Annotated in this window: 14 protein-coding genes; 5 read left to right on the top strand and 9 right to left on the bottom strand. The window is 54.3% G+C overall.

The genetic code is table 11. The features are described 5' to 3' along the window. Positions 1-492 precede the first annotated feature (492 nt). Complete coding sequence (locus ACFQ88_RS25720) at positions 493-1,344, top strand: EcsC family protein (RefSeq protein ID WP_379458473.1); 852 nt, start codon at positions 493-495, stop codon at positions 1,342-1,344. Between the two features lie 131 nt (positions 1,345-1,475). On the opposite strand, the gene ACFQ88_RS25715 is transcribed toward ACFQ88_RS25720, so the two are convergent. The 9 genes from ACFQ88_RS25715 to ACFQ88_RS25675 form a co-directional block, all read right to left on the bottom strand. After that, a complete protein-coding gene (locus ACFQ88_RS25715; RefSeq protein ID WP_379458471.1) occupies positions 1,476-2,474 on the bottom strand; it encodes a GNAT family N-acetyltransferase in 999 nt (332 codons plus the stop codon). Positions 2,475-2,648: 174 nt separating this feature from the next. Then, on the bottom strand, positions 2,649-4,151 hold the full coding sequence (locus tag ACFQ88_RS25710; protein WP_379458864.1) for an arylsulfatase: 1,503 nt from the start codon (positions 4,149-4,151) through the stop codon (positions 2,649-2,651). A 45-nt stretch (positions 4,152-4,196) separates the two neighbouring features. Beyond that, complete coding sequence (locus tag ACFQ88_RS25705; RefSeq protein WP_379458469.1) at positions 4,197-5,762, bottom strand: extracellular solute-binding protein; 1,566 nt, start codon at positions 5,760-5,762, stop codon at positions 4,197-4,199. Positions 5,763-5,804: 42 nt separating this feature from the next. Next, complete coding sequence (locus ACFQ88_RS25700; RefSeq protein WP_379458467.1) at positions 5,805-6,665, bottom strand: carbohydrate ABC transporter permease; 861 nt, start codon at positions 6,663-6,665, stop codon at positions 5,805-5,807. Between the two features lie 7 nt (positions 6,666-6,672). Next, a complete protein-coding gene (locus tag ACFQ88_RS25695) occupies positions 6,673-7,617 on the bottom strand; it encodes an ABC transporter permease (protein ID WP_379458465.1) in 945 nt (314 codons plus the stop codon). Positions 7,618-7,774: 157 nt separating this feature from the next. Continuing rightward, the gene (locus tag ACFQ88_RS25690) at positions 7,775-10,036 is read right to left on the bottom strand and encodes a helix-turn-helix domain-containing protein (protein ID WP_379458463.1); all 2,262 of its coding nucleotides are present in this window, start codon (positions 10,034-10,036) and stop codon (positions 7,775-7,777) included. 276 nt (positions 10,037-10,312) lie between these two features. Beyond that, on the bottom strand, positions 10,313-12,157 hold the full coding sequence (gene abc-f / locus ACFQ88_RS25685) for a ribosomal protection-like ABC-F family protein (protein WP_379458461.1): 1,845 nt from the start codon (positions 12,155-12,157) through the stop codon (positions 10,313-10,315). A 192-nt stretch (positions 12,158-12,349) separates the two neighbouring features. Next, positions 12,350-12,478: a hypothetical protein gene (locus tag ACFQ88_RS25680; protein WP_275590433.1), complete on the bottom strand. Its 129-nt coding sequence runs from the start codon at positions 12,476-12,478 to the stop codon at positions 12,350-12,352. A 109-nt stretch (positions 12,479-12,587) separates the two neighbouring features. Further along, entirely contained in the window at positions 12,588-16,478 is a 3,891-nt protein-coding gene (locus ACFQ88_RS25675; RefSeq protein ID WP_379458458.1) for a polysaccharide lyase family 8 super-sandwich domain-containing protein, read from the bottom strand. A gap of 279 nt (positions 16,479-16,757) precedes the next feature. Between ACFQ88_RS25675 and ACFQ88_RS25670 the strand changes: the two genes are divergently transcribed. The 4 genes from ACFQ88_RS25670 (at position 16,758) to ACFQ88_RS25655 (ending at position 22,820) form a co-directional block, all read left to right on the top strand. Continuing rightward, entirely contained in the window at positions 16,758-18,365 is a 1,608-nt protein-coding gene (locus tag ACFQ88_RS25670; protein WP_379458456.1) for an ABC transporter substrate-binding protein, read from the top strand. A gap of 84 nt (positions 18,366-18,449) precedes the next feature. After that, positions 18,450-19,424: an ABC transporter permease gene (locus ACFQ88_RS25665; protein WP_379458454.1), complete on the top strand. Its 975-nt coding sequence runs from the start codon at positions 18,450-18,452 to the stop codon at positions 19,422-19,424. A gap of 12 nt (positions 19,425-19,436) precedes the next feature. Then, entirely contained in the window at positions 19,437-20,312 is an 876-nt protein-coding gene (locus ACFQ88_RS25660; protein WP_239628995.1) for a carbohydrate ABC transporter permease, read from the top strand. Between the two features lie 111 nt (positions 20,313-20,423). Continuing rightward, positions 20,424-22,820, top strand: coding sequence for a helix-turn-helix domain-containing protein (locus ACFQ88_RS25655; RefSeq protein WP_379458452.1), 2,397 nt, complete (start codon positions 20,424-20,426; stop codon positions 22,818-22,820). The last annotated feature ends 306 nt before the right edge of the window (positions 22,821-23,126 follow it).

Here is a 23,126-nt window from a genome sequence, read left to right as displayed (position 1 = left end):
GTCTCCACCCAGCTATCCACCGCACAATCCCTCCGGCTCTACAACTCAACTCACCAACCGGACACAATCCTACTCGCTTCTCACCTCACTCTCCGACAACTCATTTATCCTCTGGCTATACAATTCGGCTATGCGCTTATGCTTTACAACTCGACTCACCAACCTCAGACAATCCAACTTGCTTCATACCTGACTCTCCAATATCGATTCTCCACCCAGCTATCCAATCTGCAATCCCTCCGGCTCCACAACTCAACTCACCAACCGGACACAATCCTACTCGCTTCTCACCTCACTCTCCGGCAACTCAGCTCACCACCCAGCTATACGTACAATCCAGCTATCCACCCTACATCCAACTATTAACATCACGTCACCTCAGTACTAAGCTCACGTTTCTCGACACACAATAGAAAAAAGTCCCTATTCCGGGCTGCAATGAATCCTGCACGCCGGCTTCTGCGTATAGTTGGACAAAAGGAGTGATGCCGCATGACCGAAAGCCGGGAACAGCTGCAGCAAGAGCTTCAGCTGATTGTAAAATGGGAACATGAGCAGAAGGATTTGTGGTTTTGGGAAAAACTCGGGCGACTTCCTTTTGCTCTGCTGGATAAATGGACACCGCGTGTGATCCAGGACAAGATAGGGACGGCCTTGAATGAGATCGGCAAGTTCATCCAGACCGGAGGGAGCTACCTCGTTTCGGAGAAAACGATTTTGGAGAAGCTTCAACAGGAAGCCCGGAGGAGCGGCGAAAGGATAATACCGGAGGGAGTCCTGCCGGCCGATACGCCCTTGTTCTTGACACTGCCGGAGGCAAAAGAGCTCTCTCTTGCCGTAATGAACCGCGTGGCCGACGGGCTTCGAGACAGCCGGTCGACGATAGCTACCGTACAGGGGGCTACTACGGGATTCGGCGGAGTGTTTACTCTAGCGGTTGACATTCCGGCGATGCTCGGATTGTCGTTGAAGCTGCTGCAGGAGCTGGCCGTCTGCTACGGCTTTGATCCGAAGGACGAGAGGGAACGGATGTTCATTGTCAAATGCCTCCAGTTCTCCTCATCGGATATCGTGGGCAAAAAGGCCATTCTGGAAGAATTGGCCGAATACGACAACCGGAGCAGCGACGTTCAAGTGATGAGCCAGCTGCAGGGCTGGCGCGAAGTCGTCACCGTGTACCGGGATAATTTCGGCTTGAAGAAGCTGTTCCAGCTTGTCCCGATTGCAGGAGCTTTGTTCGGTGCCTACGCGAACCGCGATGCCTTGCTGCAAGTCGCAGAAGCGGGCACCATGCTGTACCGCAAGCGCAGAATACTCGAGCGGCTGAACTCAAACCCGATCTAAGCCCGACGAGCAAATGGCCTCTTCGGACGTTAGAATCGTCGATTGCTTGCAGGCGAAAATAACATGCTCCAACACAAAAAACCGGCTCCCTTTACAGACAAAGGGAAACCGGCTTCTCTCCATGTACGGACTTATTTACGTACATTGCGAACCATTTTATAAAATCCCGGAACCGGCTTGTAGCCGAGCTTCCGGTTGATCGCCAGCATCGGGGCGTTCAACGAATCGTTGTGGGTGCGGATGTACCGGTAACCCCGCTGCCGAGCGACCTCAATCGAACGCCGCTTCAAGGCTGTCGCTACGCCTCGGGAGCGATAATCCCGATCAACGCAGGTGTACTCGTTGTACAGGCTTTGCGTAGCCGGTATTGCGATCAGCTCCACCGCTCCGACCGGCCGGAGACCGTCCAACGCGAGCAGAACGAGCGACGGATCGAAGTCCTTCCGGTCTACCGCCCATTTGCGCCATTCGCTGTACCACATGAACTCCCCTTCCGCTCCGGGAATATCAGGGTTGGTTTGCCGGTACAGCTCATACAAAGCACGCTCCGCTTCCTCCCCCGGAAGCTCCGCCAACGTTGCAAATCGAATCCCGTTCTCCACCGAAACGGCCGTCACAGCCGCTGCCGCAGACTCAGCCTCGTCAAAAGAATAACGCTCCAGCTCGATCAACGACTCGAAACGGTGCCGCTCCACCGCAAAGCCCCTTACCTCGGCGAATCGCAAGGAATCCGGCTCGCTGTCGCGCACATCGTAGACGACACAATCTGCACCAGCCTTCTGCACATACGCTTCCAGCGTCTCGTAGATCGCGCCGCCTATTCCGGAGCGTCTTTTGGCCGGGTCGACGATAATATTGCAGAACAGCGTACCTGCGGGCGACCATGGCGCCCGCCATGCAATGCCATAGCCGGCAATTTGACCTTTGCCGTCCAGGGCGACATAGCGGATGCGGTCATGCCCTGCAAGCCGCCCGTCGTCGTCACGGCTCAACGAGCCTATGAGCGGAATATTCGCATCCTCTTCCTGCAGCCGTTCCACCGTCATCGGCTCGGAATAATGCAGACTCATCAATCGGGCAACACCCTCGTAGTCGTCCGGTACCTTCATCGTTCGAATGACAAAGCTCATCTTCCTTCCCCCTTCAGTTCTTCCTTTTCTTTACATTACCACGAGCTGAAGGGGTTTGGTTCGGAGAAAACAATTATATCGGGAGTTTACTCGCTGCCCGACGTCCTGATGTCCTGAAGTCCTGACATGACGTCCTAAAACTATGCCGTCTTATATTCACCATTCATGCAACCATTACAAAATATGACTTAAACAAGCCTGCGGCGTCCGGCCCGCTATCAGCCGGCCCTGATCGACGTATCCCTCTTCTCGTCCGTCGAGCTCTCCGATCAATCGCTCTCTCCATAGCGCGATCCTCTCCTCCCGCCCGGGCTGAGCGGCCAAATTGACGAGCTCCTGCGGGTCGCTGCTCAAGTCGAACAGCTGCTCTTCCCCGGACTGGGAATACCAAATATATTTCTCGCGCCCGTCCGTCACGTAATGATTGGACAGCGCTCCGAAGGCATGCTCCCCATGAATGTATTCGCGCCATCGCCCTGCCGTCTCCTTACGGCACAGCGGCAGCAGGCTGCTCCCGTCGACGGATTCCGGAACCGGAGCTCCGGCTGCATCGAGCAGCGTCGGCATAATGTCGCGCAGCTCGACCACCTCATCGACGACCGCCCCCTTCCGGAAACCGAGGCTTCCGCTCGGATCGTAGACGAGGAACGGGATCTTCGCGCTGCCTTCATAAGGGAGCGCTTTGCGATAGAAATGATGGTCGCCGATCATTTCGCCGTGATCAGATGTGAAGACGATCAGCGTGTCGCGGAGAACGCCGTATTCCTGAAGCGCGTTCAAGAGCCTTCCGATCTGATCGTCAATATGGGTGATCAGGGCATAATAGGCGGCCCTCGCCCGGTTCAGCCTGCGTGCCGGAACTTCGCCGAATATCGTCGTCGGGTCGCTGGATCCGCTGCCTCCTCCCGTCCGCTCCACCCAATCGCCCACAGGCGGATCGGGCATCTCCAGGTCCTTGTACATATCGAAGTAGGCCTGTGGCGGGTCAAGCGGAGAGTGTGGCCGCACGAAGGACGTCCACAGGAAAAACGGCTTGCCCGGATCCCGCCTCCGCAGGAAATCAATCGACTGGGTTACCGTCCAGTTCGTCGGATGCATATGCTCCGGCAAATGCCATGGCCGCGTAACCGTCGATGCGTTGCAATCCAAGCCGAGATCGGTAATATCGTGCTGCGCCCCTGCCGTCTCCCTAAGCCAGCGCAAATAATCGTCGCATTCGTCGAACTGCTGATTGGCTAACGTGCTGTGCTTGTCGCGGTAATAATGGAAATAACCGTCATGAAGCACGACGTTATGAAATCCGCACAGGCTGCGTGTCGGGTACACGTGCATCTTCCCGACACACTGCGTGTGATACCCCGCCTTTGCAAGCTCGCCAGGCAGCGTGTGCTCATAATTCCATGGTACTCGATCCTGATACCCGACCCGGCCATGCGAACGCTGGCTCATGCCGGTAAAAATAGCCGCCCTCGCCGGTATGCACGTCGGAGTCGCCGCATAGGCGCTTCGGAATAGCACGCCAGATCGGGCCAGGCTATCCAGATTCGGGGTCTCGGCAATCGGGTGGTCCATCACGCTGAGACAATCCCACCTCATCTGATCAACCGTAATGAGCAAAATATTAGGGCGCTGCTTCTGCTGCTGCAATCGAAATCGCTCCTTTCCTCTCCTGAACATGAGGAAGCAAGCCATAGAGCCTGCCTCCCCGGAGTATCGGCCGTTTTATTTTTTAAGCTTTTTCCATTCCTCGTTTGCCTGCTTCTCGATCTGCTGTCCGCCCTGCTGATAATATTTTTGCACGAATTCATCATGCTTCTCAACAGGCCAGACGCCGGTAATAATCTTGATGAGATATTCCGGCCACAGCTTGGATTCAAGGTCCGGATAATCCAGCTCCGCCTGCACCGTTCTCCACAGCTGGTTAGGGATGACATGCTTCCCTGCCAGTTCGAGCGCCGAACGGACATCCGGCGTCGTCCAGCGCCGGTCAATAATGAACACCATCCGCACCGGGTTCGAATATCCGCGCTTATACAGATCGGCATAGCTGACCTTTTGCGTAATCGTATTGCTGGCCTTATCGTAGGTGAAGTCTTTGCCTTCAATCCCGTACGTAATGTAGTTGAAGCCGCCGTTCTCGCCGTCCGTAGCCATCCATTCAAGGAATTGGAACAGCTTCTCCGGATTTTGCGCCTTGGCCGACAACGCTCGAAGAGGAGCCGATGCGGCAGCATTCGTTTCCGGGAACCCTTGCTTTCCACCCGGGCCCTTTGGCGGCGCAATCAGAGCGAGCTTCGCTGATGGGGTTGCCTTAGCCAGCGAGCCTGCAACCGGATTCGCCTGCGGGTTGATCAAATAGCCGTCGTCCTCCCAGACGCCGATCTTGGAGCCGACCACTTTTTCCTCCAGCTGCTTTCTTTCCGTGACCGGGAAGTCGGGATCGATCAGCCCTTCCTTGTACCACTGCTGAAGGACGGCGAGCGCCTGCTTCGTTTCCGGCAGCACCATCCCTTTCTTGATTTGGCCGCCGCTCTCCATCCAATGGGTCGGAGCAATGCCGAACGCACCGAAGATGGAGCGGAATTGCGTCAGCTGCGCCTGGCTCGTCTGAATCGTCTTCGTTGCGCCGAAGCCGACCGTATCGTTTTTGCCGTTTTTGTCCGGGTCCTGGGTGACGAACGCCTTCAGCACGTCGTGCAGCTCGTCAACCGTCGTCGGCTGCTTCAGCTTCAAATTGTCGAGCCAATCCTGCCGGACCAGGACGGAGGTAACGCTCGGCGTGTTGAAGGCCTCCGGCCGCGTTCCGTTCGGAACCGCATAAATTTTGCCGTTGTAGGTCACCTGATCCCAATAAGCCTTCGGAATCGATTGAACCAGATTCGGCGTTTTCTTCAAATACTCGTCGATCGGCTTCACGAGCCCCTGCTCGATGAACCGGGACAGCGTCTTCGCATCAATATCGAAATAATCCGGCAGCTCGCCTGAGGATGCAAGCAGGTTCAGCTTGGTCGTATATTCGTCTCCCGTCGCTATGGTCACCTTATAATCGACGCCTTTAACGCCTGACTTCTCCAGCGCTTTAATAATTTCCTGCTTGGCTTCGCCGCCATCGGCGGGATATTCCGGGAAGCCGCCGTTGCGGAGAAATTGAAACGTAACCGGCTTTTCGCCTTTGGTTGCGGCGGAATCCGTTTTCCCCCCCGCAGGTTCATTGCCGCTGCAGGCAGCCAAAGCCAGTGTGAGAGCCGGAATACTGGCGAAGACAAGCAAAGCTTTCATTTTTTTCATCGAAAGACCTCCCCTAAAAATTGCCGTTTGAAATGGTACGAGCTACGATTTTACCGAACCCAGCATGACGCCCTTCGTAAAATACCGCTGCAGGAACGGATACACGGCTACAATAGGCAAAATGGACACCATAATGGTGGCGGCGATAACCGACTCCGTCGTCGTATCGTCGAGCTGGCCCAATTGTTGAGCGATCTCCTGTCCGGCAACGATTTGTCTTAAGAGAAGCGGCAGCGTCGTGAGAGACTGGTCGTTCAAATAAATCATCGATTGAAAGAAATTGTTCCACAGCGAGACGGCGACCCATAAGGCTAAGGTGGCCAGCACCGGCTTGCACAGAGGCAGAATGAACGATACATAAATCCGGATCGGGTTCGCCCCGTCCATCATGGCCGACTCTTCGATTTCCTCGGGAATCGCCCGGATAAAGTTCAGCATAATGATCATGTTGAAGCCTGAAGACAAATTCAGCGCAATAACCGCCCATAGCGAATTTAGTAAGCCCAATTGCTTGACGACCATATAGGTCGGGATTAATCCGCCGCTAAAAATCATCGTAAACACGATAAGCAGCAGAAACATATTTTTCATCGGCAGCGTCCGTTTGGCCAAGGCATAGGCAGCGCTGGAAGTCACTAGCAAATGCAGCAGCGTGCCTGCAATCGTAATGAAGATGGTATTGCCGTATGCGACCCATATATAGCCCGAATCCAAAATATGGGTGTACGCCGTCCAAGTGAACTCTCTCGGCCATAGAAACAGTCCGCCCCGCATCGCCTCGTCCCGAGAACTTAACGATAACGAGATTTCTCTCCATAACGGATACAGGGATATGACACTCAGCAGAATGAGAAACGCTGCGTTTCCCGCATCGAACAATCTGGATGCAAAGCTTTTTTTCATAAGCACCTCACCATATTCCTCGTTCTCCCATTTTTCTGGCAGCCGCGTTGGTCATCAGCAGCAGGATCAAGCCCACTACCGATTGGAACAATCCGGCTGCGGTCGCAAACGAGTAACGTCCCATCGTAATGCCGACCCGGTAGACGTAAGTATCAAGCACATCCGCCACATCAAAAACAAGCGGGTTATACAGCACGAAGATTTGGTCGAAGCCGACATGCAAAATTTGACCGGTTCGCAAAATGAGCATGATGACGATCGTGTTGGCAATCGATGGAATCGTAATGTGCCTCACAAGCTGAAGCCGGTTGGCCCCGTCTATTTTGGCCGCTTCATAGAGCTCCGGATTAATGCCGGTTATCGCCGCCAAATAAATGATCGTTCCCCAGCCGACCTCCTTCCACATTTCCGTCAGCACCAGCATGCCGCGAAACTTCTCCGGGTCCATAAGCGGAGATGTCGTCCATCCTAGTATTCCGGTCACGCCCGTATTGTTCGAGAACAGGGACACCAGAATGCCTCCCAGAATGACCCAAGACAAAAAGTGCGGAAAATAAACAATCGTCTGGACTACCCTTTTAAACGTTGCCTGATACACTTCATTAAGCAGCAGTGCGAGCACAATCGGCGCCGGAAAATTGAACAGCAATTTGTAAAAGCTGATAAGGACTGTATTCCTGAGCGCAGTCCAAAAGTCCGGTGAATCGAACAAAATGCGAAACCATTTCAGCCCCGCCCACGGGCTGCCCGTAATTCCGTCCAGCAGCCGGAAGTCCTTGAAAGCGATTGCAACTCCGGCCATCGGCCAGTAATGGAACAACAGAAAATAAAGAAGCCCCGGCAAAAGCAGCACGAAATAATATTTGTGCTTGCGGAGCTCGTTCCAGCTGTGGCGAAGGCCAAGACGCGTCCGGTTCCGTTTGGTTTCGCGCATAACGGCGGCTTCATGCATAGCGACGTTCCTCCTTTTCGTCAAATGGTGGTTTGTTTACGGTTCCATCATACAACGGGGCAGGAGGCTGCCGTAAATGTCCAGTCTTTGATTCGGATGGAGAGAAAAGCGCGAAACTGCCGGTATATCATAAACTCAACATGGCGCGTCAAAAAGGCTACATCCACTGCTTCCGGTATTCCCCGGGCGTCGTTCCTTCGTATTTTTTGAAAAAACGGATGAACGTATGAACATCGTTGTAGCCGATCGCCTCGCTGATCTGATGCAGCGATTGCGTGGAATCGACTAGAAGCTGCTTGCCCTGCTCCAGCCGGTATTCGGTTAAATATTCCAGCGGAGGCTTCCCGACCTCGGCTTTGAACAGGCGGCTCAAGTGCCCGCTGCTGATGCCGATGGACGCCGCAATGTCGGAAATCGATATATTATCCGTATATTTCTCTTCAATAAAGGTCAACGCCTTGCGGATATAAGGACTGATTTGGCGCTGCTCACGCACCGATTCCAAGTAATCCATCACCGATTTCAGCTGGTTGCTGATGAAGGTTTGCAATTCCACACTGTTGCCGCTCGTCTGCAGGTTCAGCAGCCCCGCTTCGTCGATCAGCGGACCGATGTCGTAGCCCTCCTGGGCCAGCGAGCTCATGATGTGGCTCATCAGCATGACGATCATCTGCTGCAGCTTCGGCAGAGGGTATCGGCTGTTATGGATATACCGGTGGAACAAATCGGATATCAGCTCCTCCGCCTGCTCCCGGTTTCCCGTCATCAGCGAATTCAGCAGCAGCTTCTGATATGAGGCCGGATATTCGAATTGCTGAGGCTCGTTCGATTCGTTCGCGTAAAAGATGCCGGAATGCGACAGGAACGCTTTGTAAGCCATGACGCGTCTAGCCTGCTCGTAAGCCTCGTGCACGCGGTGAAGCGGCCGGACGCCTCCGATGCAAAAGTGCATCGACACATCGAGATGCTCCCGCGCCTTCGCGACGATTTCCTGGCAGCAAGCTTCCAGCTCCTGGATCGTCGCCTCTTGAAGCTCGCTAGAAGCCGTATTCAGCAAAAATGCATACTGGACCTTCCCGAGAACGGTCCCCGCCGACTTGAAGCGGGAGTTCAGCAGCTCCTCGGCCAAGCTGTACAAGACCAGGTTGTACCGGGATTCGTTGTCCCTATCTGCGGTTCGCAGCTCGCCGGAAATCACGACGACAATGAAATGGGGATGCTCGAAAGGAACCCCCCATTCCGCAAACCGGTCGAGCACCGTCCGATCGCCCTCCGGATGCGCATGATGGAACAAGTCTCGCACAAGATGGTCCCGAAGCACCGGCTCGTTGTGCCGGATCGTATCGATCAGATTGTGGATGGCGTGATCCACGACCGCATACACATCGCCTTTGGAGGCATCGAACGTCTTCAGCACGTAGCCCTGCAGCCGTTCCTCCACCCGCTTCCACGGGCCGTACAGGATGGATGCGAACAAATAAGCCATCCCGATGCCGAGCGAGAGCACGCCGGCGAAGATGAGGGACACCTTCAGCAGAAGCTGCCGCATTTGGCCGCTGTACACCTCGTACGGGGTGAGATGGAGCAGAGTCCAGCCGTTGGCGGAGCTTTTGCTCGCCGTTATGAAATATTTGTCCGCTCCGCGCCCGATGACATCCGTTCGCGCCTGTCCGGGCTGAAGCTCGCTCGCGATCCGCTCGGCGTCGAGACCTTCAACCTTCTCCGATGCAAGCCGGTTTTGCGGATCGAGCACAACCATATTGCCTTGGCTGTTAGGCGATAAATGCTCAATCGTCTGCAAGAACGCATCCTTGCGGAAATTGATGTACAACACGCCTAGCGGCGTCTGCTCCGTTACGGGGACGACTCTGACGAATGTAAGCACATCCAGATCGACCTCATTCGGCCCCGTGCTCTCCTGCAGCTTTCGGATCCCGGTCCATAAATCGTAATGATCCAGGCCGAACCGTTTCATTTCATCCATAAATGCGGCATCGTAAAAATCAGAAACTTTGTACAATCCTTCATTCGTAGTAAGGACCTTATTGTTTTGCAGAACGTGAATGTACAAGGACTGAAACAGCGAGCTGTAGGAGGTCCAGCCTCTCAGCAGCTCCTTAATGACGAACAAGTCATAAGCGGACTGCTCGAACGGGCGGTTCAGCATTCCGGCGATGGACGGATTTAATGAGACTTGCAGCGCGATCTGGTCCGTATTTTCGAAGAAAAGCTCCACATTGCGCGAAACACGGTCCAAATTATTACTGGAAGCGCTTTCTATCGACTCCTTAACATTGCTTGAATAGCCGTACATATAAACGCCCAGAAATAAGCAGGTAGGAACCAAAATCGTTATAAGAAACAGCGCGAGATGCTTGCGGAACACATTTTTGCGAAAAAGTCCATTCGATTTCTTCATATATGAATCCCCCTTTGAAGCCTTCCCTTACCCATCTAGCGTATCTTGCTTGTTCGCAAATGTCCAGACATAGCGCATATGAAAAAAAGAAGCGGTCCGGATGCTGCCGCAGTTACCGGATCCAGACCGCTTTATATGCATATCGGCCCCAGATGCTCTTGGCCGTTTGTTACTTACCATTCTGTCCTGCAAAACCTTCGCCCTCCGCATACACCAAGGCGGGGCATCTTCAGGTTGGTTGCACCGGACATGGATTTTCGCCGCTCGACAGGTCAGTTATTTCCTGCGCTTGCCCGATTTTGCATTCGCTTTTTCATTCGCTTTTTCATTCGCTTTTTCATTCGATCTTTCAGTGGCCTTTGCATCGCCGCGGTTCCCCTGATCGGAGTCTCCCGCTCTGCCCTTCCCGTTATGCTTTGCTGCCGTTGAAGCCGGCTTCTCGCTTCCGGCATCACGCAAGCCGGAGGCTGCGCGCTCCTCGCGATTCCTCAGCGCCTCATCGTAATTGCCTTCATACCGCATCAACGCCCCCTTTTCCAGCCAATAGGTTACGGGAAACAGCTTGTTCAGCAAATATCGGTCATGCGAAACGCAAATGATCGTTCCCGCAAACGAAGCCAGCGTATCCTCCAGCGCTTCCCGCGCATCGATATCCAGGTGGTTGGTCGGTTCGTCGAGCACCAGCACGTTCAGCTCCTGATGCATCAGCTGCGCAAGCCGGAGCCGCATCCGCTCTCCACCGCTCAAGCTTTTCACCTTCCGAAATACGGAGGCTCCGTAGAACAGAAACCGGGCGAGCAGGTGGCGTGCCTCGCCTTCCTCTACCATTACGGCGTCGCGGAAAGCCTCCACTATCGTCATCTCCTCATCCTGAAACCAATCCAGCTGAGCCAAATATCCGATCTTCACGTTGCTGCCGATCTTCACCTTGCCTTCGGTCGGTTTCATTTCCCCGGTAATAAGCCGCAGCAGCGTCGATTTCCCGCTTCCGTTCCCCCCGACGACGGCGACCGCTTCCTTGTAGCGTACAAGCATCTCTACACCGGAATACAGCGTTCTTTGGCTGCCTCCAGGAGCTTGCACTCCGGTATCGCCATCATTACCGCCATTCGGCGCGTCGAAGGTGACCCCTACGTTTTCCATCACTACGACGTCCTTGGCGCTGCGCTCGTTCACTTCGAACGAGAGCCCCATCTTTTTCCGTTCCAGAACCGGCTTATCGAGCTTCTCCATCCGGTCCAGCGCCTTTTGCATCGCTGCGGCTCGCTTGAACATGGCCGGATTGTCGGCCTGCGCCGCCCAGATCCGAAGCCGCTTGATCGCTTCCTCCATCTTCTTGATCTTCTTCTGCTGCTCCTTGAACGCAGCGAATTCCAGCAGAAGAAGACGCTCCTTCTCAGCGACGAAGTAGGTATAGTTGCCATGATAGATGTCAACCGAGCCGCCTTCGATATCGAATATTTTATTCACCACGCGGTCCAGGAAATAACGGTCGTGCGAGACAATCATGACGCTGCCCCGGTAGCCTGATAAATAAGCTTCGAGCCACTCCACCGCATGCAGATCCAAATGGTTGGTCGGTTCGTCCAGCAGCAGCAGGTCCGGCCGGAGCAGCAAGATGCGCCCCAGGCACACCTTCGTCCGTTCTCCGCCGCTCAAGCTGCTGAACGGCTGCTGCAGCAGATGGGCAATGCCGAGCCCGTTAGCGACCCGGGACAAATTCGACTCCATCTCGTAGCCGCCCTTTTCCATAAAGAGGTCCTGCAGCTCGCCGTAGCTCTTGAGCGCCTTCTCCATCTCGTCAGGCTGCGCCATTTTCGCCTCCAGCTCGGCCAGCCGCTCCTGTATGCCAAGCAGGTCGGCGAACGCTTCCTGCAGCACTTCCATCACCGTAGCCGTCGGGCCATAGTCGGGAATTTGCGCGAGTATTTCCACACGGCTTCCCTTTTTATAATGAATCGCTCCCGCGTCCGCAGGCTCAGCACCCGCCAGCAGCTTCAGCAGCGTCGTCTTGCCGCAGCCGTTAGGTCCAACCATGCCGACGCGGTCCCCTTCGTGAATTTCCAGCGACAGATCTTGAAATACGGGCGTTCCGCCCCAGGTTTTCCCAATTTTATCCACAGCACATAGTAACATCTATATCACGCTCACATTCGGTAAATTTTAGGGTTTATAAGGCTATAGGCGCACGAAAAAAGCCACAGGCAAAAGGCAACCTTTTACCCGTGGCTTTTCTTACGTCAGCCGATATCCATTCGGACACGAAACCGGCTATCATGCCATAGCATGAAGCAAGCCGTTCGCGGTCCGAAGTCAGTGGGTCAAAATGTTGCAGTCGCCGTAAAAGGACACACTTCTCCCGTTCACCGCAGAACGGAATACAATCGTAGTAATATGCACCCAATATTGAGTCATTTGACTACGTTCAGCGACTTGCAACATATTGACACCCCCTTTACCGAATCAAGAATAAATAGCTACATAAAATCATACCACATGGAAATTGATTCCGCAAATCCCGGCAACAGATTTGGGCTTACGCCCACACGGATTAACGGCTTCTCAAATAATTGATTTGCTCAAGAAGCAGTTTGGCAAAGCCGGCGTCGATCTTCTTGCCGGACTGCGCATTCACTTCGTTTTCCAGCGCCTTCAAGCCGTTCAGCTTCGTGTCGGTCGCTGACTCCTTGCGGATTTCATCGACTTTGGACAGCAGGCTGTTGACGATGCCATGGTTCGTAATCCATCCTTTATCGCTGCCCAACTGGATCATGTCATCCAAGTGATCGACGTCTATCGTCACCGTAAGGGTAAAGCTCCGCTCCGTCATATTCCCCACCCCATCGGTCGCCGACACCTGGATCGTATGGTCTCCCAGAGCAAGGGCGAGGGGTTCTATGGCAATCGGATGGTTCACAGCTTTGCCGTCCAGCTTGTAAACGGCATTCGTAACGCCGCTAAGCGGATCGGACACTTGGAAACGGATTGACGCCGTATCCGTCTGGTACACGGCAAGCGATACGGTAGGTGTAATAACCGGACCGGCCGTATCGATCTTCACCTCGGCCGTCTTCACCGCTTCGCGGTTGCCGGCCCGATCTTCACTGTAATAGTCGATCTTGTGCACTCCGTCTGCACTGAGCTCAACCGTCTGACCTTCCGCCAGTGCTCCGTTGTCCACACGGTACAGCGTACGGGCAACGCCGCTTCCATGGTCGGTCGCGGTCAGCTTCACCGTTTGCGCAGCTTGCTGCCAGCCTGCTTTGGCATCGTCGGATGTCACCGGAGCGACCGTATCCTTGAAGGTGACGGCGTGCGTTTTTCCGATCGATCCGGCGGTATGGACGACCACCTTGATCGTAGGGGACATCTGGATAACCTCGATGGTGCTGTCTTGGCCGACGATAGAGGTAAATTCCTGTTTATCCAGCTCTATCGTGATGTCGCCTTGCTTCTGTGTCGGGTCCGAGACGGCCAGCGTCAGCTCCCCGTTCGCTTCCTTCACCATGACGGAAGCAGGGCTCGAGGCGGTCACGAAATCAACAGTGCCGGCTTTCCAGAAATTAGCTGCGGTAATACCCAGCTTCGTTTCCTTAACGGCATGTGCGTCCGGCGTATTGCTCAAGACGTCAATAGTCGGATTCGCGCTATACTGTGCAGTCGCTTGCGCATCCTTACCCGGCAGCAGAACGTAAGAATACGAACCATCCGCAGGATTCGTCCCGTGCTCGAACGCAAGGCTCATATAATTCCTAGTGACCGGAGTGGCGCTGCCTCCGGTATTAATGTCCTTCCAGGCGCCGGTTCTCGCTTCGCGAAGGCCCAGCAAAGCTGAAGGCTGCGGGAAATAATAGCCGATACCGTTGTTCGGCACATTGCCCTCCAAGTGCGCCCATGTCACGTTCTCCATCGTTTCCGACCAGCCAAGCGTATTCGGCTTTGTGGTGCCGTTGACTGTCAGCGCGTTATTACCGCTGTCGTTCAGCTTCCGGTTTTCGACGATCGTCTCCACGTTCTTGTTATCCGAACTTGAGATGCCCGAACCGAGAGCCACGATCTCGTCGTCGAACGAGAACCACGACTTTTTGCCCTGCAGCGTGCTGCCCGTGCTTTTGTCGAGGGCGAACTCCATCCCGGCGGCGCCGTAAAGCCCGTCGATGGAAGAGCCGCCTACCCAGGTCCGCGAGTTCAAATAAGACGCCCAGTCTTTCGGAGTCTTGTAAATACCATCGGTCGTCGTTCCCGCCAGACGGTACGAATCGACGGTCGGCCAATAATCGTTACGGTATTGATTGAGATCGTCGTTGTACAGGGAGGTCATGCCGATCCCCGTATACCAGCCCTTCGAATTTTCGCCGTTGCCGTACTCGAAGGCGCTAATCCGGTCGGAGAACATGCTGATAGCAAGACCGAAGCCCGGCCGCAGATGCACGACACGGTCCATGCCGGCGAACACCTGATGCTTGACCAGCTCCCCGCGAGGCGCAATCGAGTCGTCGGCCAGCAGCTTTTTGACCAGATTCATCTCATAGATCGCAAGCCCGTCAATATAATTAGAGGTCGTCGTGTCGGTGCGAATCCATTCCTTGACCATTTGCTTAATGGCCAGCTTCTTATCGGCAGGTGCGCTTTCCGCAAGACGCAGAATCGTCATAATGACGCCTCTCGCGCTGCCCGCCGTCTGACGGGATATGCCTCTTCCATTCACCATGTCCATCATTTGTCCCTTATAGATGACCGGCTCGAACGAATCGGGCACCCAATCGAATACGTTGTTCACATTCGGATCGGTCACAGGCCATGGAGAGCCGTTTAACAGCAGCAGCATATCCGCAGCCCGGTTCAGCCATACCGACCCGTAGCCGCCGGTATAGGCGATGTTCGAATGCTGGACGAGCGAGCCGTCTTCGTATACGCCATCCCCTTTGGTCGTGTAAATAAACTCCGGTCCCATCGCATCGCGTCCCTGCACAATCTTGGCGCTCAGCTTACCGATTACCCCGCGCAGGCTGACGACGAACGCTTTATCGAGCAGATTCGCCCCCGTCTCCTGGACGCCGTTAATCGTCCGCGTCTTCGGCGTCGGCACGAAACGGTCGATCGGCTTGATGTATTTGGCAATCTGCTCCGGCGTCAGCTCGTCGTACATCAGCACGAGGATGTCGTTCAAAATTTGCGGCGTTCCGATCTCCCAATCCCACCAGTTGCCGTATTCGGTTTTTCTCTCGTTATACCGGTTGTCGTACATCCAATCCAGCCCGCCGATGATGTCGTTACGCAGCGATTCATTATGGTACAGCGAGGAGCCCTGGATGGAGTAGGCCTGCGCCATCGTCCGCAGCGCGCCGTATGCCGTAGAAATTTCCGCCGAGTTCGTCGTGCTGATCAAGTCGCTCCACAAATACGTGCGTCCCGGCGATTTGTCCATCGTATCCCAGCGGCCCGTACGCTCCGCATTCGTCACCTTGCCGGCAAGCGCCGTCAAATAGGCGGCGATATCGGCATCCGACGTATCCGGCCGGTCTCCGCCGACCAGCTTGCTGTACCAGGTGCGACGCAGCTCGTCGTAGTATTTCATCGTCTCCGGCGATTCGACGCTCACCTGGCATTCGGCCGTCAGCCTGCCGTCCTTCGTCGTCGCTTTGATAACGGCGGTGCCATATGCTTTTCCCGTTACGATTCCCCCGTCTACGGCCGCCACCTCCGGATTGGAGGAGGTCCACACGACGGTTTTATCCAGCGCGTCTGCAGGCGTGTAGACCGGCTTCAGCGTAACAGACTGATCCTTTCCAATAGAGATAGCGTTTTGTTCGAACGCAAGCCCAGTCAAGCCGTCCCATTTCTCCAGCGACACCTCGTCAAACCACACTCTCCCTGTTCCCGTTTCAAAGAACGGTTCGATCTTCAGCTTGCTTACCCCGGCCGGAACGGTCATGAACACTTCGCGCAGCGTCCAATCGTTCGTTCCCGACAGTTTAACCGTTGCCGGTCCGTCCCCGACTTTTTTGCCGGTGCTGTCCAAATATTGCGTGCGGGCAAATACGCCGCCTGCCGTCACCGCGTTGTCGGTTTTGATCCAAATGCCGAGCTTGTACCGCTGCCCCGCTGTAACCGGGACCGTAATATTCAGCGCCGTTCGGCTCGACGCGTCGTGATCGATGCGAACCGATTTGCCCCCCGCGCGCGCCACAGCCGTGTCCACCGTTAACTTGCCGCTGCCGCTTGCAAACCATTCGGCCCATCCGCCGGTCGGCTCGATATTGCCCGTCCATTTATTGCGCGTCGTCGTTGTTGTCGACTCGAAGCCGCCGTTCGGAATCAGATTCGCCTGCTCCTCCTCCGCTGCGTTGACAGCGTTTACATAAAATGGAACATCCGTTACTGCTGGGAGCGTGCCGAATAACACAGCACATGCCGCGATAACCGCCGCTTGTTTACGCAAATAAATTCACTCCTTTTAAATTTGAATAACGGGTCTAGCCTCTACGGCTTTACCCGCCGATGCCAACCACTATAAGGATTCAGCCGCATTCTGTACACTGACGATTTTTCATATACACTGATTTCTTTTCTACCTGCCCCCCAATCTTACGAAAATACAGACCACCGGAAAAGGTGGAAGTTCCTTTTTACGCCGGAGCAAGCTACACTGTGAACTATAGTTACCGGATTCAATCAGGAAACGGGAACACGAATTGCATATGAAAAAGGAGGCGCTTACATGAATAATAAAATGAAACAAGCAAGCACGGTCATGCTCGTATCCGCACTCTCCGTTTCTCTAGCCGCCTGCAGCGGAAGCAATGCACCTGCCGCTCCGCAGGCAGGCAGCGAGTCGCAGCCGCAGAAGCTGACGAATCTCACCTATTGGGTAGCTAACCATTCCGCAGCCGCTTCACAAATGAAGACGTACGCCGAAATGGAAATGTACAAGGAGCTGGAGAAAATAACGGGAGTTAAGGTCGAATTCCAGCATCCTCCCCTCGACGCCCAGCAGCAAAAAGAACAGTTCAACCTGATGCTCGCCTCCACACAGCTACCGGACGTCATCGAATACGGCTGGACCGGCTACCCGGGCGGCCCGGAGAAAGCGATCCAGGATAACAAAATCATCAAGCTGAACGATCTGATCGACAAATATGCCCCGAATTTGAAAAAGCTTCTGAACGACCATCCGGACTGGAAGAAGCAGATTATGACCGACGAGGGCAGCATTTATTCCTTCCCCTTCCTTCGCGGGGGTGAGAAGGTCCGGGTGTTTTTCGGTCCGGGCATCCGTCAAGATTGGCTGGACAAAGTCGGCATGAAAACCCCGACGACCATCGACGAATGGTACGCCGTACTGAAAGCATTCAAGGAGAAGGACCCGAACGGCAACGGCAAGGCGGACGAAATCCCGTTCTACATCGACAAAGCTATGATCGGCGTCGACGCACCGTTTCTTGGCGCATGGGGCATCAACTACAGCTACTACCAGGACGGGGGCAAGGTGAAGTACGGCCCGATCCAGCCGGAGTACAAGGAATTCCTCGTTACGATGAACAAATGGTACAAGGAAGGGCTGCTCGACAAAGATTTCGCTGCGCCTAACGACAAGCTGTACGACAATAAAATGACGACCAACCTGATGGGCGCATCGGTCTTCTATAACGGCGGCGGCATCGGCAAATACGCCAACCTGATGAAGGACAAGGATCCGAGCTTCAAGCTCGTGGCTGCGCCTTATCCGGTATTGAAGGCAGGCGATAAATCGATCTGGGGACAAAAGGATTTCGCAGCAAACGGCGTCGGCGCCGCCATCACGACAAGCAACAAGAATCCGATCGAAACGGTCAAATGGCTGGATTATGCCTACGGCGAAAAAGGCGATCTGCTGTTCAACTACGGTAAAGAAGGCGTCAGCTACAAAATGGAGAACGGCCAGGCCGTCTTCCTGCCGGAGGTGCTCAACCCGCCGAGCGGCGTCAGCCTTCAGCAGTCGTTCGCCAAGCATAACCGCTCGACCTGGAGCGCGCCGTTCGTCATGAGCGACAACTTCCAAATGCAGTACCTCGCCCTGCCGACGCAAAAAGACGCGCTCGAGATCTGGTCCAAGCCGACGGCCGAACGCAAAATGCCGCTGGTGACGCCGACGAAGGACGAGTCGAGCAAGTATGCTTCGATTATGACGGACATTGAAACGTACCGCGACGAGATGCTCCTGAAGTTCATCATGGGCGCCGAGCCGCTTGACAACTTTGACAAATACGTCAAAAAAATTCAAACCATGGGCATCGAAGATGCGATCAAAATCCAACAGGCCGCGCTCGAACGCTACAACAAGCGCTAATTAATGATGAAAGAACTGGGAGATGATTCGGTTCATCTCCCAGCTTTCGTATATCGATACGCAGAAGAAAGGCAGGGATACACGATGGCGCAAAGCTCCGGCAGTATCGAAGTGTTGACCGAGAACAACCGAAAAACGTATCAAGACCCTACCCTCTGGCGGACGATTCGCACCGATGTGAGACGGCATTGGGCGATTTACTTGATGGCTCTTCCCGTTATCGCTTATTACATCATTTTTCATTACGGGCCGATGTACGGCTTGCAGATCGCATTCAAAGACTTTTCGCCTGCCAAAGGCATCTGGGGCAGCCCCTGGATCGGCTTCAAGCATTTCGAGAGCTTTTTTAACGGCATCTATTTCTGGCGGCTCCTCAAAAACACCGTGCTGATCAATCTGTACGAGCTGATATTCGGCTTTCCGGCGGCAATCATCTTGGCGCTCCTGCTCAACGAGATCCGCAACAGCATGTTCAAGCGGGTCGTGCAGACGATTTCGTATTTGCCGCATTTTATTTCCATCGTCGTCGTTGCCGGCATGATGGTCGACTTCCTCGGCCGCACCGGTCTCATCAATCAAATTCTCGAATCGTTCGGCATCGAAGCGATTGATTTTCTGAAAGAAGCAGGCTGGTTCCGCTTCCTGTTCGTCTCCTCGGGCATTTGGCAGGGGATCGGCTGGGGCTCGATCATCTACTTGGCGGCCATCGCCACCATCGACCCGACGCTGTTCGAAGCCGCACGCATGGACGGCGCGAGCCGCTGGAAGCAGACGCTGCACATTACGATTCCGGGTATTATGCCGACGATCGTCATTCTGTTCATCCTGAACATGGGCAATATGCTGACGGTCGGCAGCGAGAAAGTGCTGCTCTTGTACAATCCGCTCACCTACGAAACGGCGGACGTCATTTCGACCTATGTGTACCGCAAAGGGGTTCTGGAGGCGAGCTACAGCTTCACGGCTGCGGTCGGCCTGTTCAACTCCGTCGTCAGCTTCATCCTGATCGTCTCGGCCAACAGCATCAGCAAGCGGCTCAGCGAGAACAAACTGTGGTAGGAGGGCACGATTATGAAACTAACTGCCGGTGAAAGATCGTTCGGCTATGTCAACACCGTCCTGATGATCGGCCTTTGCGTCGTGACGCTGTATCCGTTTTTGTACGTCCTGTTCGCCTCGCTCAGCAACGCCACGTCGTTTCTGCAGCATCGCGGGCTGCTGCTTGCTCCGGTGGGCCTGGATTTCGGCGCTTACAAGGCTGTATTCGATAATCCGATGATTGCCAAAGGCTATCAGAACACGCTGCTTTATGTCACACTCGGCACATCGATCAACCTTGTCATGACGGCGATCGGCGCTTACGTGCTGTCCCGGACGGGCTTGTTTTTCAAGAACATCCTCATGTTTTTCATCGTCGTCACGATGGTATTCCACGGCGGCTTGATTCCGACCTACCTGCTTGTCAACGACCTCGGCATGATGAACTCGATGTGGGCGCTCATTATTCCGGGAGCCATCAATACGTTCAATATGATTATCATGCGAACCGCGTTCCAGGGCGTTCCTGTCAGCCTGGAGGAATCGGCGCGTATGGACGGCGCGAACGACTGGACGATCTTGTTCCGCATCATCATTCCGCTGTCGATGCCGGTCATCGCCGTCATGATCCTCTGGTATGCCGTAGGGCATTGGAATTCGTATTTCAGCGCCCTCGTCTATTTGCGCAATCGCGAGGCTTACCCGCTGCAGCTCGTCCTCCGGGAAATCCTGATCGCGAACAATACCGATTCGATGATGACGGGAGCCGCCAGCGACGACAAATACGCCATCGGGGAAACGATCAAATATGCTACGATCATCGTTTCGACGCTGCCGATCATTTGCCTGTATCCGTTTCTGCAAAAGTATTTCGTCAAAGGCGTCATGATCGGCGCGATCAAGGAATAGCGGTCCCTAGACGGCATTCCGTCTAGGACGTCAGCACCTTTTTTGCCTACCCGTTTTACGTCTGTTGCAGGTTCGGGTTATAATATGCAGACAAGTCAAAGAGAAATGGGCGTGACGAATGTGAAATTACCGCTGCGCTGGCTTCGGGTCGGCAGCCGCAAAAGCGCGCTGACGACCATGATCGTCTCCAACCTGTTCATTCTTTTGATACCGCTTTCTATGGGGCTGTTTCTGTATGCCAAGGTCGAGCAGAGCCTGGAGAAAAGCGCGAATCGCTCCAACACGGCGATGCTTGAGCAGCTGAAGCTGTCCCTCGATACTAAGCTCGCGGAAGTGGACAATTTGATGCGGCAGGTCGTGCTCAACCCGAAGCTCGATTACTTGCTGAAAATACCGGCCGATGCAGACAGCGTCGACAAATATCGTCTGGTCGAATTTATGAAGGATAACATGAACCGGTACCGCAGCATGGTCAGCAGCTTCATTTTTGACTATTACGTCTATTTCGCCAGCAGCGATACGATCGTCAATGCGGATTTTTTGACCGATTCCAGGACGTTTTACGACAATACGTATCAGTTTCAAAATATGACCTATGACAAATGGATGAAAGAGCTGCTATCCGCACCGCACAAGATGGCGTACATGCCCGTCACTGCACTGGAGAGCAATCCCTCTTCCGCCGCCGGCACCGAATACATCCCGGACGATGTGGTCATCTATGCCCAATCGCTTCCGCTCCGTTCGCAAACCGATATTCTCGGCAATTTTATCGTTCTGATCGATGTGAGCCATATTAAGCAGCAATTTGCGCAGCTCGAGGCTGCGAGCCAAAGCTCTATCTATATCGTCGACCATACAGGAAGAACGATTATGAGCACGAGCGACACCCCGCTCCCCGGCGACCTTATGCAGCGGATCGAGCAGAATACCGGACCGTTCGATTATCAAATCGGCGGTGTCAATCAACTGGTGTCGTTCACCTCCTCGCAAAAGGCTGGCTGGAAATACGTGTCCGTGACACCAAGCGACGTGTTCATGAAGCAGGTGCATCAAATCCAGAACTGGTCGATCGGCCTGCTCCTGCTGTGCCTGATTGCCGGTTTGCCCGCCGTCTTTGCCATGGCCTACCGCAATTACAAGCCTCTGCAAAAAACGGTGAACGCCATTATGCGCGGCAAAGACATGATCGGCCGTCCCGCGTCCAACGAATATGAATTTATTCGCGAAACCATCGAAGGCTCGATTCATGAAGAGAAAAACTTGCGCAGCCTGCTGGCCCAGCAGACGCCGGTCATCCGGGCCAATTACTTGTCCCGTCTCGTGCGGGGCTATATGGATGTGAACGTCTCGGCGGACAGCGAGGAGACGTTGAAGTTTATGGAGCTCACGTTCGTAAGCGATCGTTTTGCCGTCCTGCTGGTCCAAATCGAGGACATCAGCCGGTTTTCCGATCAGGAATCCGAGCAGCAGTGGGCGCTGGTCCGCTTTATAGTATCGAATATCGGCGTCGAATTGGCGCAAAGGCACCATCAAGGCTTTGCCGTCGAACTGGACCGTGATCGTCTGGCGTTCCTTATCAATCTGGATAAGGAACGAGTTCATCGTGCGGACGCCGATGTACGGGACATCGCCGATTCGCTCAACAGCGTCATTACGCACCGTTTCCGCATCGACATTACCGTGGCCGCAGGGGCCCTTCATCAAGGGGCGGGAGCCATCCGCGACTCTTATCCCGAGGCATTGGCCGCGCTTGAATACAGGATCATCAAAGGAAAAAATGCCGTCATTCATTTCCAGGATATCGCCGATGCCAAGCAGCATTACTACTACCCGCTGGATATCGAAAGCCAGCTCATCAATTTCGTGCGCAGCGGCGACAGCGACAGTGTAGGAAAGCTGCTCGATACGATCTATGCGATGAATTTCGATTCCACCCACATGACGCCGGATTTGGGCAAATGCTTGTTTTTCAATGTGACGAGCACGCTGCTAAAGGTCATCAACTCCACGAACACCAATCAGGATGAAGTGTTGGGAGCGGATTTCGATCCGATCAAGGAAATATTCAGCCATCCGACAGTGGAAGGCATGCACCGGAAGACGAAGGAGCTGTTCGAGACGCTTACGCGCTCGTTCAAGGTCGAGCGATCCGATCACAGCTCGCAGCTGTTCCACGACATCGTGAGCATGGTCGAGCGGGATCTGCATGATCCGAACCTTGGCCTTGCGTTAATCGCCGACCGTTTCGGCATGTCGCCGCAATATATTTCCACCTTCTTCAAAAAGCATCAGGGGCAAAATCTGCTCGATTACATGACGCGCAAGCGAATCGATAAAGCGAAGCGCCTGATGGAAAGCAGGGAGCTGACGAACGCCCACATCGCCCAGCAGGTCGGCTATACGAACGACGTCGTGTTTATCCGCGCATTCAAAAAGCTCGAAGGCATTACGCCGGGCAAATATCGCGATACGATAACGCCGGACAAAACCGGCTCCGATTCGTAAAGGGGCAGCCTTGCGTGAGGCTGCCTTTATCTGTCGAGGGAATGGGGTACTTGGAACACATTGTGAGTGCTTAGTCGATCATTGGCCGTATGCCGTAAGGTAGATACTACTCCCGGATACCTAAGCGATGCGCCTATGGAAAGCTGCCCATCGGACTTGGAGGCCTACGATCGGACAGGAAATCCGTTATTCCCTGGAAAACTGCTTCTTTCGGAGTGTGATCGGACTTAGGGTCCGTTATTTGCTGATTTTACCAATAAAAGCAGCAGCTTTTGGTGATATAACGGATCTACGGTCCGATCGCCA

It is taken from the genome of Paenibacillus sp. NPDC056579, assembly GCF_042793215.1.
Lineage (GTDB): Bacteria > Bacillota > Bacilli > Paenibacillales > NBRC-103111 > Paenibacillus_S.
Note: the sequence above shows the minus strand (reverse complement) of the source record. Positions and strands in the feature narration are given on the sequence as shown.